Origin of the sequence: Bacteroides sp. OM05-12 (genome assembly GCF_003438995.1) — a bacterium.
Lineage (GTDB): Bacteria > Bacteroidota > Bacteroidia > Bacteroidales > Bacteroidaceae > Bacteroides.
Window position 1 is genome coordinate 1 of record NZ_QSUN01000016.1, and the last position, 19,273, is coordinate 19,273.

At 37.1% G+C, this 19,273-nt stretch carries 18 protein-coding genes; 8 read left to right on the forward strand and 10 right to left on the reverse strand.

The genetic code is table 11. The features are described 5' to 3' along the window. Positions 1 to 144: 144 nt before the first annotated feature. The 6 genes from DXB63_RS12175 to DXB63_RS12200 all read right to left on the reverse strand — a co-directional run bounded on the left by DXB63_RS12175 (position 145) and on the right by DXB63_RS12200 (position 6,473). Positions 145 to 1,311: a glycosyltransferase gene (locus DXB63_RS12175; RefSeq protein WP_122126698.1), complete on the reverse strand. Its 1,167-nt coding sequence runs from the start codon at positions 1,309 to 1,311 to the stop codon at positions 145 to 147. A gap of 56 nt (positions 1,312 to 1,367) precedes the next feature. Beyond that, positions 1,368 to 2,159, reverse strand: coding sequence for a glycosyltransferase family 2 protein (locus DXB63_RS12180; RefSeq protein ID WP_122126699.1), 792 nt, complete (start codon positions 2,157 to 2,159; stop codon positions 1,368 to 1,370). 10 nt (positions 2,160 to 2,169) lie between these two features. After that, entirely contained in the window at positions 2,170 to 3,699 is a 1,530-nt protein-coding gene (locus DXB63_RS12185; protein WP_122126700.1) for a lipopolysaccharide biosynthesis protein, read from the reverse strand. 27 nt (positions 3,700 to 3,726) lie between these two features. Then, positions 3,727 to 4,182, reverse strand: a complete 456-nt coding sequence (locus DXB63_RS12190) for a UpxZ family transcription anti-terminator antagonist (RefSeq protein ID WP_158563678.1) — start codon at positions 4,180 to 4,182, stop codon at positions 3,727 to 3,729. Between the two features lie 8 nt (positions 4,183 to 4,190). Further along, the gene (locus DXB63_RS12195) at positions 4,191 to 4,754 is read right to left on the reverse strand and encodes a UpxY family transcription antiterminator (RefSeq protein ID WP_122126702.1); all 564 of its coding nucleotides are present in this window, start codon (positions 4,752 to 4,754) and stop codon (positions 4,191 to 4,193) included. A gap of 333 nt (positions 4,755 to 5,087) precedes the next feature. After that, positions 5,088 to 6,473 carry an MATE family efflux transporter gene (locus tag DXB63_RS12200; RefSeq protein WP_122126703.1) on the reverse strand — a complete coding sequence of 462 codons (1,386 nt, stop codon included), beginning with the start codon at positions 6,471 to 6,473 and terminating at the stop codon, positions 5,088 to 5,090. A gap of 151 nt (positions 6,474 to 6,624) precedes the next feature. Between DXB63_RS12200 and DXB63_RS12205 the strand changes: the two genes are divergently transcribed. After that, positions 6,625 to 7,359, forward strand: coding sequence for a bifunctional 2-polyprenyl-6-hydroxyphenol methylase/3-demethylubiquinol 3-O-methyltransferase UbiG (locus DXB63_RS12205; RefSeq protein WP_122126704.1), 735 nt, complete (start codon positions 6,625 to 6,627; stop codon positions 7,357 to 7,359). Positions 7,360 to 7,447: 88 nt separating this feature from the next. On the opposite strand, the gene DXB63_RS12210 is transcribed toward DXB63_RS12205, so the two are convergent. Beyond that, positions 7,448 to 7,693: an RNA-binding protein gene (locus DXB63_RS12210; protein ID WP_122126705.1), complete on the reverse strand. Its 246-nt coding sequence runs from the start codon at positions 7,691 to 7,693 to the stop codon at positions 7,448 to 7,450. Positions 7,694 to 8,024: 331 nt separating this feature from the next. On the opposite strand from DXB63_RS12210, the gene DXB63_RS12215 reads away from it, so the two are divergent. From DXB63_RS12215 to DXB63_RS12245, 7 genes are all read left to right on the forward strand, one after another. Beyond that, complete coding sequence (locus tag DXB63_RS12215) at positions 8,025 to 8,273, forward strand: GlsB/YeaQ/YmgE family stress response membrane protein (protein ID WP_122126706.1); 249 nt, start codon at positions 8,025 to 8,027, stop codon at positions 8,271 to 8,273. A 53-nt stretch (positions 8,274 to 8,326) separates the two neighbouring features. Continuing rightward, positions 8,327 to 9,733: a TolC family protein gene (locus tag DXB63_RS12220; protein WP_122126766.1), complete on the forward strand. Its 1,407-nt coding sequence runs from the start codon at positions 8,327 to 8,329 to the stop codon at positions 9,731 to 9,733. A 24-nt stretch (positions 9,734 to 9,757) separates the two neighbouring features. After that, positions 9,758 to 10,753, forward strand: coding sequence for an HlyD family secretion protein (locus DXB63_RS12225; RefSeq protein ID WP_122126707.1), 996 nt, complete (start codon positions 9,758 to 9,760; stop codon positions 10,751 to 10,753). Positions 10,754 to 10,762: 9 nt separating this feature from the next. Beyond that, the gene (locus DXB63_RS12230) at positions 10,763 to 11,944 is read left to right on the forward strand and encodes an ABC transporter permease (RefSeq protein ID WP_122126708.1); all 1,182 of its coding nucleotides are present in this window, start codon (positions 10,763 to 10,765) and stop codon (positions 11,942 to 11,944) included. Next, positions 11,928 to 13,130 (forward strand): ABC transporter permease, encoded by a 1,203-nt coding sequence (locus tag DXB63_RS12235; RefSeq protein WP_122126709.1) that lies wholly within the window; start codon positions 11,928 to 11,930, stop codon positions 13,128 to 13,130. Before DXB63_RS12230 ends, DXB63_RS12235 begins: the two co-directional genes overlap by 17 nt. 149 nt (positions 13,131 to 13,279) lie before the next feature. Further along, positions 13,280 to 15,127, forward strand: a complete 1,848-nt coding sequence (locus DXB63_RS12240) for a HAMP domain-containing sensor histidine kinase (protein ID WP_233522850.1) — start codon at positions 13,280 to 13,282, stop codon at positions 15,125 to 15,127. After that, the gene (locus tag DXB63_RS12245) at positions 15,124 to 17,082 is read left to right on the forward strand and encodes a HAMP domain-containing sensor histidine kinase (RefSeq protein ID WP_122126710.1); all 1,959 of its coding nucleotides are present in this window, start codon (positions 15,124 to 15,126) and stop codon (positions 17,080 to 17,082) included. The genes DXB63_RS12240 and DXB63_RS12245 overlap by 4 nt, the downstream gene beginning before the upstream one ends. Before the next feature lie 246 nt (positions 17,083 to 17,328). Here the strand turns inward: DXB63_RS12245 and DXB63_RS12250 are convergent, their stop codons facing one another. The 3 genes from DXB63_RS12250 to DXB63_RS12260 form a co-directional block, all read right to left on the reverse strand. Beyond that, a complete protein-coding gene (locus DXB63_RS12250; RefSeq protein ID WP_122126711.1) occupies positions 17,329 to 17,931 on the reverse strand; it encodes a hypothetical protein in 603 nt (200 codons plus the stop codon). Between the two features lie 79 nt (positions 17,932 to 18,010). Continuing rightward, a complete protein-coding gene (locus tag DXB63_RS12255; RefSeq protein WP_122126712.1) occupies positions 18,011 to 18,571 on the reverse strand; it encodes a hypothetical protein in 561 nt (186 codons plus the stop codon). A 139-nt stretch (positions 18,572 to 18,710) separates the two neighbouring features. After that, on the reverse strand, positions 18,711 to 19,273 hold a 563-nt coding region (locus DXB63_RS12260), incomplete at its 5' end, for a hypothetical protein (RefSeq protein ID WP_199604195.1).

The following is a 19,273-nucleotide window of genomic DNA, read 5'->3' on the forward strand; positions in this document are numbered from 1 at the left end:
AGCAACGAAGATCAGCATTTGTTTTTAAATTTTAAAGACGTCATTTTTGGACGCTAACAGATTGAAAGATATGTCGCATGATTATCAATATAATATATGCAACATTAGCCTAATCTATCTAATACTCTATTTTGTCAGATGGTGCTAATCCTCTAAAAGAGTATTCCATAACTTCCCAATAGAATCGATTGTATATTGTTTTGATTTTTTTTCAGCTAATAATCCCATTTTACTACAAATAGTAGGATTATTCAATAAATATTCTATCTTTTTTGTATATATATTTGTGTCAAATGGTGGTATTCGAAATCCATTTAAATTGTTATCTATGATATCTTTTAAGGAGGCAAAACTATCAAATGCAATAGGTACACATTTATAATTCATTGCTTCAAATAACACTAATGGCCATCCTTCAAATATAGATGTCATCATTAAGATAGAAGCTTTCTGGTAAAAAATGGAAATATCTGGCTTTGCTCCTAATATCCTTATTTGTTTTAATCCTAATTTTTGTATATTTTCTTCCAGATAGGGTAATAAAGGTCCTTCTCCTAGTATAGATAAAGTCCAATCCAAATATTTGGGCTCAATTTCTTTCCAAATTTGAAGTAGGTAATCTAAACCTTTATCTTTTACTAATCTTCCGACAAAAAGTATTTGTTTTTCTTTTTTTACAGTTGCATTTTCCTGAAAAGAATTGGCTGTGACAGGATTGGGAATTGATATTATTTTTTTGTCATATTTATTTCCTACCAAAAAGTTCATGTCTTTTTTGAAAGAATCGGATAATATGACGTATTTGTGACATGTATCCAATAGTAATTGGTGTCTTTGGGTAGATTTAGATTTAATTTTATTGTATTTCTTATAATACAATAATTTTCTCGGTAAATCATGTATGGAGAACCAACACAAATTATTCCAATAATTATTATATCCTATTAATTGACTGATAGGAGAATTATGTTCTACGACTATTAATTTTTCTTTTGTTGGATAATGTATGGAGAAAAGTAAATTATGTATTGATGAATAACAATCTTGATAAATAATTTTGTCGAATTGGTTTTCTTCTAGAAAAATGGATAGAAAGCTCTTATTGATTTCTGATAAGAAATTATTTTTATCAGGCATAAAAGTCACCTTTGCATTTAGAGACATTAATTTGTTGGAAACATTGCAATTTGTAGTAAATGAAAGAATATGTATATTATGTCCTTGTTGGAATAAATAGTCACTTAGTATGTTTGTGATTTTTTCTATTCCTCCGTATCCTGGATAGTTTGTTATGTAAAATAAAATATTCATCAAGGCTGTTATTGAATATAAATCGTGTAATTTTAAGTTTTAAATTGTAATTGTGATTAGAAGAGTTTTTTTGCTTTTATTATCAACTTAATAATAAATGTTAGATATTGATAATAAAGAGAATTTCTATTTAAAGAATGTATCATTCTTTCAAGTTCTGTTTCACCGATTAAAGCATTTTGTATAGGTGTGGGTAAGTAGCTATTAATTATAGCTTTTCTTTCTTTTTGAGCTAATGCATTATTTTTGGAGGAAATACCTTCTAAATTAAAAACAGATATTAATATCGGAAGAGGTTGATAAAATCGTTGATTATACATAAACTCGAACAGAAATTCCTCCCAATCAGATACTATTTTATAAGATTCATTGTAAGGACGGTATTTTAATAAGGATGTTTTGATAAAAGTAGCTTGGTGGCATAATGTCCCTTTTAATAAAAAGGCTAAATTGACATATTGAGGAGGGTTTTGTATAATTGGAGCTTCATTGGACCTTATTGCCTGATATTTTCCTGTATAAAAGTCTGCACCATTGAGCATGGATAAGACAGAATCCAGAACATTGTTATTATAAAAGTAGTCTCCCGAATTCATGAAAATGCAGTATTCTCCCTGAGCTCTTTCAATACCTTTATTCATTGCATTATAGATTCCGGAATCCCGTTCACTTACCCAATAAGTAATAGATTGTGCATATTCTTTTAAGATGTCAATACTTCCATCTTCTGATCCTCCATCTATTATTAGATATTCAAAATCTTTACATGTTTGATTAATAACAGAATCTATAGTTTGCCTTAAACCGTTTATATTGTTATAGTTAATGGTTATGACAGATATTTTCATTGATATATTATTAATGTTTAATTAAAGAATATATTCGTGTTTTAAGCAACTCGATACCTGGTGCAAAGAGTAGAAATTGTACTGAATAGATTATTAGATAAATAGTGGTTAGTACCAAATTGTATTTTATAAAACTTATCCAATTTATTATATCTACAGGAATGAATGAACGAATAATGAGAATAGAAAAAAAAGAAGTTGAAAATATGAAATAAAACTTCCAAACTTGTTTCCAATATTCTTGTATTTCCTTTTTAAACCCTGATTTGAATAAATAATAAGGTTTCCACCATATAACGATTAATATAAGAGATGTTATTTTACCTAATAATATTCCAGATACTCCAAATCGAGGAGCCAATAAAAACGTAATTCCTAGATTTAATCCTCCTTCTGCCCAAGCAGACCATGTATCAGCAAAGTGTCCGTATGCATAATTAAAATTATCAACTACTCCCCTAGATAATATTATATATGTATTAACCATTAAGAGAATTAATATAGAATGGCTTAATATATATTCTTTACCTAACCAAAGTGTAATGAATGGTTCAATAAACAGATAAACCATTGCGACAACAAATCCGGCAATGAAATAGCGTATGCACATTAATTCCCAAAAGACATTCAAAATTTTTTTATTATTACCTTCTGCCACTAAATTCCCGATTCCTGCACTAACGCTGTTTAAGACAGAATCGAATAATAAGATAATTTTACTGGTTAATAAGGTGTAGTTTCCGTAGTAAGCAACCATTTTTAGTGATACAAAAGCAAATATCAATATTTGGTCACTTTGCATGAGAAGAAAATCTTTTATTTTGTGTACAAATACTTGGCGGGTACTTTTTATTATTTGTGGATATCGCTTAAAATATCTTTTACCATTTTTTATATTAGCATTTAACCAGGGATATTCCTTGTTAATTTTATAGTTCAAGATGAAACTTCCAATTATACCAAAAGTCAATTCAATTAAAATCCATAAATAATAATTTTGGTAATAATAGCATAATCCTATTTGAACTATTGTTTTTATTACATTAGCAGATTGCAAATAACTGGAAACAATATAATTCTTTTGATCTGCTGTTAGTAAAATACTTCTGTAATTGACAAAATATCCTATTAATGAAGATATGAGAAAAGAATAAAATGCTAAATATATAATAGAGAGATTAAATGAAGCGTTAGCGAATATTAGAGGAAAAAATATGCTAACAATAACTGCCACTAGAAGTATACTTCCCCCTACATACCGATAAAACCAACCAAATAAAGATATTAGTTCATTTATTTTTTCTTTATTTTCTTCTTGTATAGGTTTGTATAAATTGAAACCTATAGCGCCACCAATACCTAATTCTGCAATATTGAGTAACGATAATATATTTTGTAATGTTCCTGTCAGTCCAATGAAATCAGCGCCTAAATATTCTAAAAATATTTTTCTAGAGAAGAAAGATAAGAATAAAGTTATGATATAGAATATAAAATTTATGCGAGCATTTAAAATGCTTTTTTTGCAACGAGACGCCATTTACTTTTTAGTTTATCTTTTTATAATCTAGATGATAACGCTTCCGATAATCTCCAATGTTTCTACCGTTTCCAGTTCCTCTGCGGAAAGCTCTCTTCTTTCCCAACCTTTCATAATCTCTTTCGCTTCTTTTATCAGTTTATCGTCCTCCACTTCCCCATAATAGTAGATGAGTAGTTGGCATTTCAATAGAGAGGAGGGGAGCTTCTTGAGAACCAAACGGATGCGGTCTGTTACGGAACGGCGTATCTTTTCATCTTCCGGATTGGCGTACATAATGCCGTTGAATCCCATCAGAATGGCAAGACAGAGACGGGCTTCTTCTTCAATGCTTCCGGGCTTTTTGTTCCAAAGAAGATGGATAAGCTCGTGTACCTCTTTGTTCAGGCGGGAAAGGTCGTCGGCATAGACAAAGCCGTCCTTATCTCCTAGGTGGAGCAGCTCGCGGGCTTTTTCGTATAGTCTTTCTATTTCTTCTTTCATGCTGTTTCTTAAATTTGTTCTACAAATCCTATGGGCATTTCGATGCCTGCACATCCCAACATATCTATGCGTACGATAATCTTTGTTTTACCGCCGATGGTGGTCAGCTCGCCTTCCAATCCTGTCAGTGCTCCTTTGATGACGCGTACTTTTTGCCCGACGGTAAGAGGGGCGTTGCTCATCTGTATGGCCTGGTCGGAATAGTCGAGCATGAATTTGAATCGTTCCATCTGGTCGTCGGGAATTATTACGGGGGTGCTTTCTCCATGCAATACCATGTAACGGCTGACAGAGGAGAGCGTGAGAACCTGTGCCCGTTCTGCCGGGGTTACCCGGACAAAGACAATCATCGGTATGAGTATTCTCTCTATCTTTTTCCTTCGGTCGCTCCATTGGTGTATTTCCTCCTGTACAGGAAGGAAATTTTCGATTCCCATCTTGGAGAGTTGTATACTTATTTTCTTTTCATGGTAAAGTCTAACGTAGGCCGCATACCAGTGCTTCGGGCGCGCTACGCCGTTACCTGTCCCATCGGCAGGCAGGCTGTTTCTTTCATTTCGGTCTGCGTACATTTATTAGTTACTTTTGTCCTACCTCTATATAAGAGGCAGGACTTTACTGTTTAAAACGCTGCAAATATAAACCAAAATAATATAACAGCATAATTTTTCTTCCTCAAAAAACGCATCCATGATCTTTTTAGTTCAGCATAATACACAGATATGAAGCGTATTATACCTCATTTCCTGCCTCTTATATAGAGGCAGGACTTTACTGTTTAATAAAAATACCGAATTTATTACTGTTGGTATCTTTGTCTTACTTGCCATAAAATCAGTTTGGAAAGTTATCTCGGGCTACGTATTCCTTTCCTTTAATATAGACTATGATTCCTCGTATGTTTTTTAGCTCTGGTAGTTGTGCTTCGTTTTATGGTAATACCACAATCCTATGATATCGGCAAGAAACCAACCTATGGGGATAGACCACCAGATACCGGTTACTCCTATGGACGGGATTGCAGATAAAGCGTATGCCAAGGCTACACGGGTACCAAGCGAAATAATGGTTAGCATGACGGATATTCCGGGTTTTCTTACGGCACGGTAAAAACCGTATAACAGGAATAAGCATCCTATGCCACAGTAAAAAGCTCCTTCTATATGCAGATATTGTACTCCGATGGAAATAATCTCCGTTTCTTGCGGGTGAATGAATATCAGCATAAGCGGTCGGGCGAATATAAATACGGCAAGAGAGATAGCGATACAGAAAATCGTAGTTGTAATGATGGTACTCCGGATACCTTTGCGTATGCGCTCGGATTGTTTTGCTCCGAAATTCTGTGCAATGAACGTAGAAAAAGCATTTCCGAAATCCTGTACCGGCATATAGGCGAAAGAATCTATTTTGACAGCTACTGCAAATGCTGCCATTACCGCTGTGCCGAAACTGTTAATCAATCCCTGTACCATTAAGATGCCGAAGTTCATAATCGATTGTTGGGCACAAGTCAGAGAGGAGTAGGATGTAATTTCTTTGACGGTATTCCAATCGAAATGCATATCCCGGCGTTGGATACGTAATAAAGGAAACTTCCGAATCGTATAAATACATAATCCGATGGCAGAAGCCGCCTGAGCAACAACTGTGGCTATGGCAGCTCCGGCAACCCCCCAATTAAATACGAGAATGAAAACGAGGTCGAGGATTATGTTTGTCAAGACGGCCAAAGTCAAAAACCATAGCGGAGTGACGGAGTTGCCTATGGCACGCAGGAGGGAAGCATAATAATTATAGATAAACGTGAAGCTGATACCCCAAAACGTAATCCATAGATAGTTGCGCATGAGATGATAGACGTCGGCGGGGACTTGTAAAAGTCTCATAATCGGATTTATCCAGATGAACACGATCATATTCAGCAGGATGGTAATCGTTCCGATGAGAATCAATGATACAAAGATACTTCGTTTTAAACCCGGTAGATCATTTGCTCCGTACCGAAGTGAGAATATAACGCCGCTTCCCATACATAAGCCCAAGAAGACGGAGGTCAGGAATATAATTAATGTATATGCAGAGCCTACGGCAGCCAATGCTTCGGCGCCGAGAAATTGTCCTACAATCAATGTATCCGCTATATTGTAAAATTGTTGCAGTAGATTTCCTAATATCATAGGCCCTGCAAACCAAAGCATTGTTTTGGTTATATTTCCGGTAGTCAAATCATGGGCTTTATTTGAGCTTGCAGATGGCTTTCGATATTTCGGGCTTATTAAATTTTGCATTCTATGTCTTTTCGGCTTCAAGAGTACAAAATTATAAAAAGCGCGGTTCTTTTGGTTCTTGCATAAGGGGAATTTTACCTGTTAATGATTAATCTGATAAAAACATTTATCTTTGTCCGAAAGTGAAGTAGTGTATTTATAACGATTGAATATGAAAGAGAACAAATATGATGATGATTCCTTTTTTAGCCGATATAGTATGATGTCTCGTTCGGTTAATGGTTTGAAAGGAGCAGGAGAGTGGCATGCCTTGAAAACAATCTTACCGGAATTCAAAGGGAAACGTGTGTTGGATTTGGGTTGCGGTTTTGGTTGGCATTGCCGGTATGCGGTAGAACAAGGTGCGGAGTGCGTATTAGGAATAGATATTTCTCATAAAATGATTGAGGAAGCTAAAAAGAGAAATGCTTCTCCCTGCATTGATTACAGATGCATGGCGATAGAAGATTTTGATTTTCTACCGGATAGCTTTGATGCCGTTGTCAGTTCATTAACTTTTCATTATTTGGAGTCCTTTGATGATATTTGCCGGAAAGTAAATACTTGTCTGGTAAGAGGCGGGGTATTTGTCTTTTCTGTTGAGCATCCGGTATTTACGGCTTATGGTAGTCAGGATTGGTATTATGGTGAGGATGGTAAACCGATGCATTGGCCTGTAGATTATTATTTTAAGGAGGGTAAACGTAAAGCGGTTTTCTTGGGAGAGGAAGTGGTGAAGTTCCATAAAACATTGACTACTTATGTCAACGGACTGATTAAAACAGGCTTTAAGATAACGGCTTTAGTAGAACCTGAACCTGATAGAGCTCTTTTTAACGTGATTCCGGGTATGGAAGATGAACTGCGCAGACCTATGATGCTTCTGGTATCATCTGTTAAGGAATAAATCGGATATAAAAAGGGATAAAATAAGAAAGGCTGTGTTTCTGATTCCATAGAATCGAAACACAGCCTACTTTATACTAAAAAGAAGATTAATTTCTAGGTAAAGCTTCTTTTACTACCATTGGACGACCTGCATATTCTGCACCGTTCAATTCTTTAATTACGTTTTTTGCTTCTTCAGCGTTCGGCATTTCAACGAAAGCGAAACCTTTAGATCTTCTTGTGTCACGGTCTGTGATGAGTTTTACAGATTCAACTGTACCATACTCTTCCATTACTTGTCTCAAATCTGATTCCTTAACGTTATAGCTAAGGTTTCCAATGTACATGTTCATAAAAAATAATATAAATAAATTGATAAAAAAGTTGAAACAATAAAGGTTTATGAAATGTCTAAATCAGCAATGGAAGTACTCAATTATTGGGTAAATACATACGAAGAGTAAGAACAATGCAAACTTCTTATTGTTTGTTGCGACAAAGGAAAGCATAATATTTGGATAATGCATCATAAAAGCCGTTTTATTTTTAATAATATTTCTTTTTTAATGAATGGATAGTTCCTTTTACAGTTAAATACCCCTACGACTTTTATTTGAACAAAAGGAAACGGAAGCTGTTTCTTATGAAAATCAAATTAATTGTTCACTTTAAAAATAAGAGATTATGGGCTTTTTATTGTATATTATTATAGGTATTATCTCGGGGTTTGTAGCCGGTAAGATAATGAGAGGTGGTGGTTTTGGCATATTGGTCAATCTGGTAGTGGGTATTATCGGAGGGCTGCTTGGCGGATGGCTGTTCAGTCTGCTGGGTATCTATTCTTGGGGGATTATCGGGAGTTTGATAACTTCGGTTATCGGTGCGATTGTCTTTTTATGGATATTGTCCTTTTTTACTCCTACTTCAAAATAACCGGAGGACGCTTGATGTCAGGACGTATATATAAGGTAGGATTGTTTACTTGGATGACGTTCTTTGCCGGAGTGACTTACGCTCAGGAAGCAGGAATGAACCTTACGTTGGAGCAGTCTGTCGGAATAATGCGTAAAGAGAACCGTACTTTAAAAATAGCGGGTAAGGAAATCGAATTGGCAAAGAATGAGCATCAGAAATTGAATTCTTTTTGGTATCCTATGATTAATGCTTCGGGAGCCTATGTTCATTTGTCAAACAGGATAGAAGTAAAAGAACCGCTAAGCCAATTCACAGATCCGGCAAAAGATTTTGTACATTCCATTCTTCCGGATGATCAGCTTATATCTTCTATCTTGGATAAGGTAGGTTCTTATTCGTTGGCTTTTCCGTTGATGCCGCAAGACTTGACCTCGATTGATGCGAGTATTACATGGCCGGTGTTTACAGGAGGAAAACGTATTTATGCCGGTAAGATAGGGAAGACGATGGTGTCTATCGCGGAAGTAAACCGTGAGCAGGTAGATGCGAACTTGCAATCTTTGCTTATTGAAACATATTTTGCACTCCGATTGGGGCAGAAAGTTGTACAGGTACGCGAAGAAACTTATAACGGGTTGAAGAAGCATTATGAAAATGCGTTGAAGCTGGAAGCTAACGGAATCATTAATAAAGCCGAGCGGTTATTTGCCCAAGTATCCATGGATGAGGCAAAACGGGAGCTGGAAAGTGCACGAAAGGATCTGAATGTAGCACAGAATGCCCTGAAAAGTATTTTGAATATTACTTCGGATGAGGCTGTCAATCCTGTTACCCCATTGTTTATCAATGAGGATATTCCTTCCGAACTCTATTTCAAGAATCTTATCGGGGGTAACAGTTATATCGTAAATGAGCTGCGTTTGCAGGAGAATATTGCTTCGAATCAACTAAAAATAGGACGTACGGGATACATACCCAATATCGCATTGTTTGGTAAGCAAACAATTTATTCCCATGGTACTCCGAAGAATCTGTTACCCCGTACAATGATTGGAGTCGGGTTTACATGGAACATCTTCGATGGGTTGGACCGGGAGAAAAATATCCGGCAGGCTAAGTTGACCCGGCAATCGTTGTCATTGGGAAAGGAGAAAGCGGTGAGTGATCTTGGCGTTGGGATAGATAAACTTTATAGCCAGATACGGAACGCATTGGATAATGTTACCGCTCTGAATACGACGATCGAAATGAGTAAAGAGCTTTTGCGTATGCGCAAGAAATCGTTTCAGGAGGGAATGGCTACTTCTACGGATGTAATTGATGCGGAGATAATGCTCTCGAAAGTACAGATTGCTTATTTAATGGCCTTTTATCAGTATGATGTATCGCTGGCTAACTTGTTATCGACTTGTGGCATACCCGATTCATTCTGGGAGTATAGCAGGAATGGGAAAACAGAACACTTTATATTTGAATAAAATCGAATCTTAAAATAAAAAAGAATGGAGAAGTCGAGAAGATATTTGATGGTGGCTTTTATTGTCATCCTTATCGTGGTTATTATTGTGTCTGTGCTTGGCATTTTACTTTTGGGCAGAAAGCCTGTGGTGTTGCAGGGAGAGATTGAAACAACGGAAATACGTATCTCAGGAAAGTTACCCGGAAGAATAGATACTTTTCTTGTGAAAGAAGGTCAGAATGTGAGGCAGGGAGATACTTTGGTGATAATCAACAGTCCCGAAGCTCAAGCCAAATACCAACAGGTAAATGCCTTGGAAGACGTGGCACGTTACCAGAATAAGAAAATAGATGATGGAACCCGCAAACAGATTGTGCAATCGGTGCTTCAACTTTGGAACAAGTCAAGGTCTGATTTACAGTTGGCAAAGACTACGTATGACCGGATTCAGGCATTGTATAAAGATAGTGTCGTGACCTCTCAGCGCAGGGATGAAGTGAAAGCATTGTATGATGCTGCCGTGGCGAATGAGCGGGCGGCTTATCAGCAGTATCAGCTAGTGCTGGATGGTGCGCAGCAGGAAGATAAAGAGAGCGCGCGTTCCTTGGTGGATGCCGCGCGCGGAACGGTCAATGAAGTGGAAGCATTGCTTCAGGATGCCCGCCTTGTTGCACCTGAATCGGGACAGATTGCAACTATTTATCCTAAACGGGGAGAATTGGTCGGTGCGGGTATGCCTATCATGAGTCTTGTTGTACTGGATGATTCATACGTGGTTCTGAATGTACGTGAAGACTTGATGCCGCATTTTAAAATGGGGGATACTTTTCTTGGAGACGTGCCTGCCCTTGCTGCGAAGAATATAGAATTCAAGATATATTATATCAGTCCGTTAGGCAGTTATGCAACGTGGAAATCTACCAAGCAGACCGGATCGTATGATATGAAGACATTTGAGATACATGCACGGCCTGTACAACGGATGGAGGATTTAAGACCGGGCATGTCGGTTTTGGTGAATATGAATAGTGTGAAATAGAAGTAAGATATGAAGCGAACGACTGATTCTCCTTTTGTTGCTGTACTGAAGCGTGAACTGACGCGGATGATTTCCCGGAGGCTTTACTTCGGGGTATGTCTTGTCTTGCCTTTGTTCTGTCTTTTTTATATGGCAACCATCTTTGGTGACGGACAGATGGAGAATATACCGATCGGCATCGTAGACTTAGACCAGACGGCTACTTCACGTAATATTTCCCGTACCATATCCTCTGTTCCTACTTTTAAGGTGACGAAACGTTTTACCGATGCGGAACAGGCTCGTAAGTCCACACAAGCCAAAGATATATATGGCTATTTGGTCATTCCCCGCAATTTTGAGGCTAGTCTGATGGATGGTAAGGAGATCGCATTGTCTTATTATTATCATTATGCTTTACTCAGTGTGGGCAGTGAAGTTATGGCGGCTTTCGAGACTGTGCTTAAAACCGTATCTTTGGCTCCGGTGGTGATGCAGGCTACGGCATTGGGCGTTTCTCCCGAGCAGACGCAGACCTTTCTGCTTCCGGTCAAGACACAAGGGCATCCTTTGTTTAATCCGGATTTGGATTACTCGGTCTATTTAAGTCAGCCTTTTTTCTTTGTCTTGTTTCAAGTGTTGATTCTTCTGACAACAGTATATGCGATAGGAAGCGAGATTAAGTTTCGTACGGCGGATGAATGGTTGAAGAAAGCTGATGGTAATATATTTATTGCCGTTACCGCCAAGCTCCTTCCTTATACTATTATATATATACTGATGAGTATTCTTGCCAATTATGTCTTATTCGGTATAATGGAATTGCCTTTTTCTTGTGGCTTTTTACCTTTGAATTTGACAGCGGGGCTCTTTGTCTTGGCAACGCAGGCATTAGGTGTTTTTGTCTTTTCATTGTTTCCCGCTATCAGCATCATTATCAGTATTGTTTCTATGATCGGGTCTTTGGGGGCAACTTTGTCGGGAGTTACTTTCCCGGCTCCGTTTATGTTTCCGGTAGTCTATTATGCTTCCTTTCTGTTTCCTATCCGGCATTTCGTAGAGATATGCCAGAATCTTTTGTATGGTGATTATGGTTTTGCTTATACCTGGCAGAATGTAGCCGCACTCTTTTTGTTTCTGCTTCCGGCATTACTGATCCTGCCTCATTTGAAGAATGCTATATTAAGTCATAAGTATGAAAACATCAAATAAAATAACACGGGATTTATCGGATATAGCTTCGGTTATTGTCAATGAATTTAAGACAATCGGGACGAGCTATGCTATCTTGCTTGTATTGATAGGAGGTATTTTTGTTTATGGCTTCCTTTATAATTATATGTACGAGCCGAATGTGGTGCGCGATGCACCGATTGCAGTGGTCGATAATTCCCATAGTTCGCTCAGCAGGGAATATACCCGTTTGATAGATGCATCTTCACAGGTCAAAGTCCTGACAAATAATGTTGATTTCCCGGCGGCAAAGGATTTGATGAAAGAAAACAAAGTCATCGGAATTATTTATCTTCCGCATGATTTTGATACGCGTGTGGCACGTGGCGAAGAATCCGTTTTTATCATGTATGGCACAACGGATGCATTCCTTTACTATTTGGCAATGCAGGAATCTTCGTCGGGAGCCATGTTGGAACTGAATGACAGGTACCGTCCCGATATGTTGGTGTTTCTGCCTCAGCAAGATGTGCAACAACTGACCATGACTAAATCCGCCGATGTAGTAGGAACAGCTCTTTATAATTATACGGAAGGATATGGTACTTATCTGATTCCTGCTGTACTGGTTATTATAATCTTTCAAACCCTGCTGATGGTAATAGGGATGGTGAGTGGAGATGAACGGAATACCGGTTCGATACGTAACTTTGCTGTAAATGGCTTATCTTTCGGTAAGATGGCGAATATCATTATAGGTAAGACCTTTGTTTATACGATGCTTTATGCCGTATTTTCTTTATTCCTTTTATGGTTGATGCCTGTTGTCTATCAATTACCGAATATTGGAAACTCTTTTGATATTATTGCCATGCTTGTGCCATACCTGATGGCTACAAGCTTTTTCGGACTTGCTGCTTCTGTCTTTTTTACCGATTCGGAAGCCCCTTTACTGATGATTGCCTTTTTCTCGGTAGGTTTGATTTTTCTTTCCGGAGTGTCATATCCTTTGGAATTGATGCCTTGGTATTGGCGCATGGCACATTTTATTTTTCCGGCTGCTCCTGGGGCTTTGGCTTTTGTGAAACTTAATTCGATGGGTGCGACGATGGCGGAAATTCATGTCGAGTATATTACTTTATGGGTGCAGTGCATTGTTTATTTTGTATTGGCATGTCTGGCTTATCGCTATAACATTCGTAAGGCAATGAATAATAATTCCTGATTCCGGTATGACTAATTTGTTACTTTCGGATGTAAGAATGACTACCTCTGTTGGTATTCAGCAATTTATTATTCATCAATTCTGTTATAATTATATTTTTTTTCTTATTTTTGTAACGCATTGATAAATCTCATATAGCAACAGGTATAATGATAAAGAAAGCCTCTTATATATTAATCATAAGTTTATCAATTTCCCTTTTATTACATTCGGAGAACAGAAATGAAGATCACCTTTCTACTCTAAAACGTCTGATAGATGCTAATTTACCGTATGATTCTTTAGCGCCGATGGATAGTGTAATCTCTTGGGGAGAACAAATAAGCCCGATGTTGGAGGAGGAGAATCAAATGGAATTATTCTTCGTTACCAAACAGCTGGTCGTGCATCTCTATTCTTTACGCGGAAGTATTGGACGTTCCATTGATGAGGCGCGCAGGATGTACGAAAAGGCGATAGATATGGACTATGATTTGGGAATAGCTCTTTCGAGTGTGGCAATCGGGAATGCTTATTATTGTTCAAATATGCTTCCGGAGGCAATAGCTTCTTATAGGGAAGCGATTCATTACCCTGTTACTGTTTCAGATGATAATTGTTTTAGGGAGAGAGCTATCCTGCAACTTGTTCCGATTCTTATGAAAGAAGGGAAGATGGAAGAGGTAGAAACTTATAGGACTATGTTTATGAAATCGGCAGCGGTACAGACGAGTAAAGTATTGCAGTTTTTTGCTTTGGTAACCGATGTCTCCTATTATATTCATAGAAATGAGATAGAAAAAGCCCATGATAGTTTGCTGAAAGCGGAACAGATTTACGAATCGGACAGGCAACCTTATTTCTATGATTTCTTTTATTATGCTCAGGGGCAATATTACGAGGCTATTGGTGAATATCAACAGGCATTGCAATATTATGATGATGTGTTGGGGAAAATCCCACGGAAAATGAGGTCGATAAATTATTTGCAGGTAGCTTATACGAAAGCTAATTTATTGGTCAAGCTGGATAATAAAGTGGATGCGGCTCATTTATATGATGAAATCAGTGCGATAACAGACTCGATTGTTGTGCCCAGTTATGCACACCGTATCAACAGTTTGAGAGCTTCTTTTCAGGAAAATCGTATGAAGATAGAGAATAAGGTGGAAGCCAATCGGATTTTTTTCGGTGAGCTTTTAATCGGTCTTGTTCTTTTGACTGTGATTGTTTATTTGGCAATGCATATTCGAAAACAAAATAAGAAAATAGTAGAGTCTACCGCTTTATTGGAACAATCTAAGCAAGAGGCGGAAAATGCCATGCGCACCAAAAGCCTTTTATTATCCAATATGAGCCATGAAATACGTACGCCTCTTAGTGCTTTATCCGGTTTCTCCAATCTTTTGACCGAACAAGAATTGGATGCGGAGACACGTCGTCAATGTGGTGAGATAATACAACAGAATTCGGACTTACTACTGAAATTAATTGATGATGTAATAGATCTTTCCAACCTTGAAATAGGTAATATGGAGTTTAACTTTGGCTATCATGACGCTATTGCCATTTGTCATAATGTGGTGGATACGGTTAATAAGGTAAAGCAAACTCAGGCTGATGTTTTGTTTGAAACGTCAATGGATTCGCTGGAATTATATACAGATGATTCCCGTTTGCAACAGTTGTTAATCAACTTACTGATTAATGCCACAAAGTTTACTCCTCAGGGAAGTATTACTCTGGAAATTCATAAACAATCGGAGACCGATGTGTTCTTTTCTGTAACCGATACAGGCTGCGGGATTCCGTTGGAAAAGCAGAGTAAGATATTCAATCGGTTTGAAAAACTGAATGAAAGTGCGCAAGGTACGGGGCTGGGACTATCCATTTGCCAATTAATTATAGAACGTATTGGCGGTAAGATATGGATTGATTCAAGTTATACGTCAGGGTGTCGGTTCTGTTTTGTTCATCCTATTAATCCGGTGGGGGAAGAAAAGGAGGTGCAGGCATGAAACGGCTGCTAATATTCTTTATCGTACTTTTGTTTATGGGAGGGCCGAAAGTCTTTTCCAATGATTCTGTCGCTATTAAAGATAGTTTATTGAAGGTCTTGGATACGCTGCCGGCCGACAGTTCGCGCTTGAAAGTGCTTTATTCGTTGGCTCGTTTGGAACCGATGTCACCCTCTTGCATCCATTATTTAGATAAATTGCTGGAGGAAGCTGTCAGGCAGAATAATAAAGAATATCAGTGTAACGCTATGTATCGGCACGTCGTCTATTACTTTAATCATCAAGACGAAGAAAATACGGAACTTTGGATGGATAAACTCTCAAAAGTGGCATTAGAGCATAAATGCTATGATTTATATTTTCAGGGGAAAAGAGCGGAAATAACCATGCATCTTTTAAATCGGAAGATAGAATATGGTATCACCGAAGCCGATGAAATGTATAAGTTTGCCTATAAATTGAACAATGCATTGGGCATGTCCTCTGCTAAGTTATGCCTGATGACCGCTTATCTGATGACTGCACGTTATAAGGAAGGGATGAAAGCCGCTACGGAAGCCTATCGGCTTTTGCCGGTTTCTGCACCTTTGGATGTACGCAAGGATGTGTTGCAGGAGATAACCTTATCTTGCTTTTCCATAGACAATAAGAAAGTCTTAAAGTATCTGTATGAGTTTAAGACGGTACTGGACGAATTGTTGCGGCAGAATCATAAACTGCGGAACTACAAAGGCAGTTATCTGTTGTTGGAAAGTTTGTTTGCGGAGTATTATTTAAATGTGAATGATTTGGAAAAAGCCCGTTATCATTTAAAAGAAATGGATCGATATTTTTCCCCGGCGACTTATGTTACTTCCCGCGGACTGTATTATAATGCGTATGCTCATTATTATCGGATGATAAAAGAGTATGATAAATCTTTGGCTTATTCCGATTCTGCGATTATGCTTCTTTCCGAAGTGTCGGATGATGGTGGATTGAATTACAGGATAAGGAAGGCGGGTGTCTTGGCAGAAGCGGGACGTTTGGACGAAGCTATTCCGTTATATCAAAGTTTGTTGGCAAAGAAAGATTCTTTTTACAGGAATTTATCGACTACCCAGATGGATGAGATTTACCAGATGCGTGATATCGATGATTTACTCCTTGAGAAAGAACAAAACAAAGAACTCGTACATCTTATTCTTATAGCATTGATTGCTATTGCGTTGCTTGTTTTGATACCGTCTACCATTCGTATTTTTAGGGTACGTAAGAGATTAAAAAGAGAAGAAGAGGAAATCCGTGAGATGAGCCGGATAGCCGAAGAGGCTAATGAAGTGAAAAGTCGTTTCCTTGCCAATATGAGTTATAATATACGTATCCCGTTGAACAATGTATTAGGTTTCTCGCGGTTAATGACTGCCAATCCTGATGATGTGGATGCGGCGCGGTGGAAGAAATATTCCGAAATAGTTCAGTCCAATTCTGACGAGCTTATACAGTTGGTCAATGATGTACTTGACTTATCGAGACTTGAAGCCGGTAAGATGAAGTGGCAAGTGCAAGAGTATGATATCGTTCCGCTATGTTCGGACACCATCAGCATGGCTCGTATGAAATGTGGAGACAAGATACAGGTTGATTTCCAAACAGACATAGAAAGCCAGCCGTTTCAGGTCGATATTGCCCGTTTCAGCCAAGTGATATTAAGCACATTGATTTATGCTGATCCGTGTGAAGATAAAAGAACTGTTACTTTCTTTCTGCATCGTGATACGCAAAAAGAACTTTTCCGTTTTCGTGTGGTAAACAGTCCGCTAGCCGATCCGGCATTACAGACGCAGAAAGTAGAAGTTCGTCACGGCATCAACCGACTGACAATTACGTATTTCGGAGGTAAGTACACTGTTGAACCCAATGCACCGGAAGGCCCTACTATCACGTTTACGTATCCTTATTCCGGAAAGAAGTAAAATCAGGATTATTTTCTGGCATAAATTCTCATTTTGGCAGATACTTTAAATTGGCTTTTCATCACTTTAGGGGGTAACCTGTTTCCTCGTATTTCTTTATTCATTGGCTATTCGACTGTATAAAACAATGTGTTATTCTCTATCTCCTAAATTCATTCGAAATCCTTTATATGTTGGACTTTGCTAGTGGACTGTTGCCCCTAAAGTGAAGAAGAACCAATGCATTTACAATATAGCAACATATTCTCAATTTCCACATTTTAATTTGGGAGGACTATAATACTCTGTAGCTATATTAGTAACCACTCTTTTATATTTTGATAAGTCGTTTCTACAAAAATAATAGGAAGCACCTTTCTGAGCATCATTAATTGAATATTCTGGGAGCATCCCATCGTAGATCATATCTGTTAACACATTATACTTTTTTAAAACAGAAAGCATTTCTTCGGTAAGCGGATAATCCCTATCCCACCAATAAAACAACTTACCCTTTACTATTACATATCTAGAAGGTAACTTACCCTTACTGCCAACCACAGCATTCGGATAATACCCAATTTTATCTTTTTCACCCAATATTTCCACAACAAGTATATTTGTATAAACACTATCACAAACCCATTTTAAAGTACCCTGATCTCTTTGGAGAGTAACATGTCTTAAAGTATCTTCAATATGAACATTAAAGATAGAATCCTGTTTAAATAAACGACAGTTATCCGCAAAATCTGTTATAGCTTCATAAATAGCAAATTCTGCAAAGTTGGTACTCTGGGGAATGTACTTTTCCTGGCTGTAACAATCTGTTAGCAGGAGCCACAATAATGAAATAATAATTTTTCTCATCAAAATTAGCTATAAATACCCTAATAATAAATACTCATCACAAATTACTTATATTTAAAATTGAACCTTGTATCATTTATCAATGGCACTTTAATTTAGGATTGATGTATTGTTTAGCAATATTACTTATTCCTGTTTTCTTATAATTATTGTAATTTTTCTTGCAAATAAAATAAACTATCCCTTCAATCCCGTCGTCATGAACTCCATATATCATTTCATATGGCAAATCAACCCAAGAAAAATCTATATGATTATACCGTTTTAAGACATCAATGATTTCTTGAGTAATAGCCACGGTCGAATCATTCCAATAAAATAGTTTATTTTCTTTAATAATAAATTGTGTAGGAAATACATCATCGTAAGTTCCAACTTTATTTTTACAGCTAGGATGTATTACATCAGAAGGTATAGTTATTCCAATCATTAATATATCTTGATCAATATCTATCAACGACACATTAAATACAGAATTATTCTTTGCTAACTTGGCTGTATGAATAAAATCTATTATGACATTTTCTACTACAACATCCATATTTCCCGTAGAAACCAAGCTTTCATTCCATCTTGAAGTAGAACAGCTCACTAAAAGTAGAAATATAAAGAATAAAAATATTAACTTATTTATTTTCATACTATTAATATTCTATCAGCAAACGACATCTTATAAAATAATCTCTATCGAATAATATCCGCAATTCAAAACAAAATTAAATTCTTACATTTTATAAAGGATTAATTTACGGTCTTAAAATGGAACAACAAATATACTTTCAATTTCCACATTTCAATTTGGGAGGTCTATAATATCCTGCAGACTTAGATGAAACAGCTCTTTTATGTTTTAATAAATTATTTCTACAAAAATAATAAAACGCGATTTCTTTGGAATCACTAATCACTGTTTCAGGAAGTACTCTATCGTGAATCATATCCGTTAATGCATCATACTTTTTTAAAACAGAAAGTGTCTCTTCTGTAAGCGGATAATCATCATCGTCCCAATAAAACAATTTACCCTTTACTATTACATATCTAGATGGCAATTTGCCTTTACTACCAACCACTGCATCCGGAAAATAAAATAATTTGTTTATTGAGGGAATAATATTTATAACAAACAGATTTGCATAAATACTATCACAAATCCATTCTAAAGTTCCCTGATTCCTTTGAAGGGTATAATGTTTCAATGTATCTAGAGTCGTAATATAAAAAATAGAATCTTGCTTAAATAAACGACAGTTATCCGCAAAATCAGTTATAGCTTCATAAATAGCAAATTCTGCAAAGTTAGTACTCTGGGGAATGTACTTTTCCTGGCTGTAACAATTTA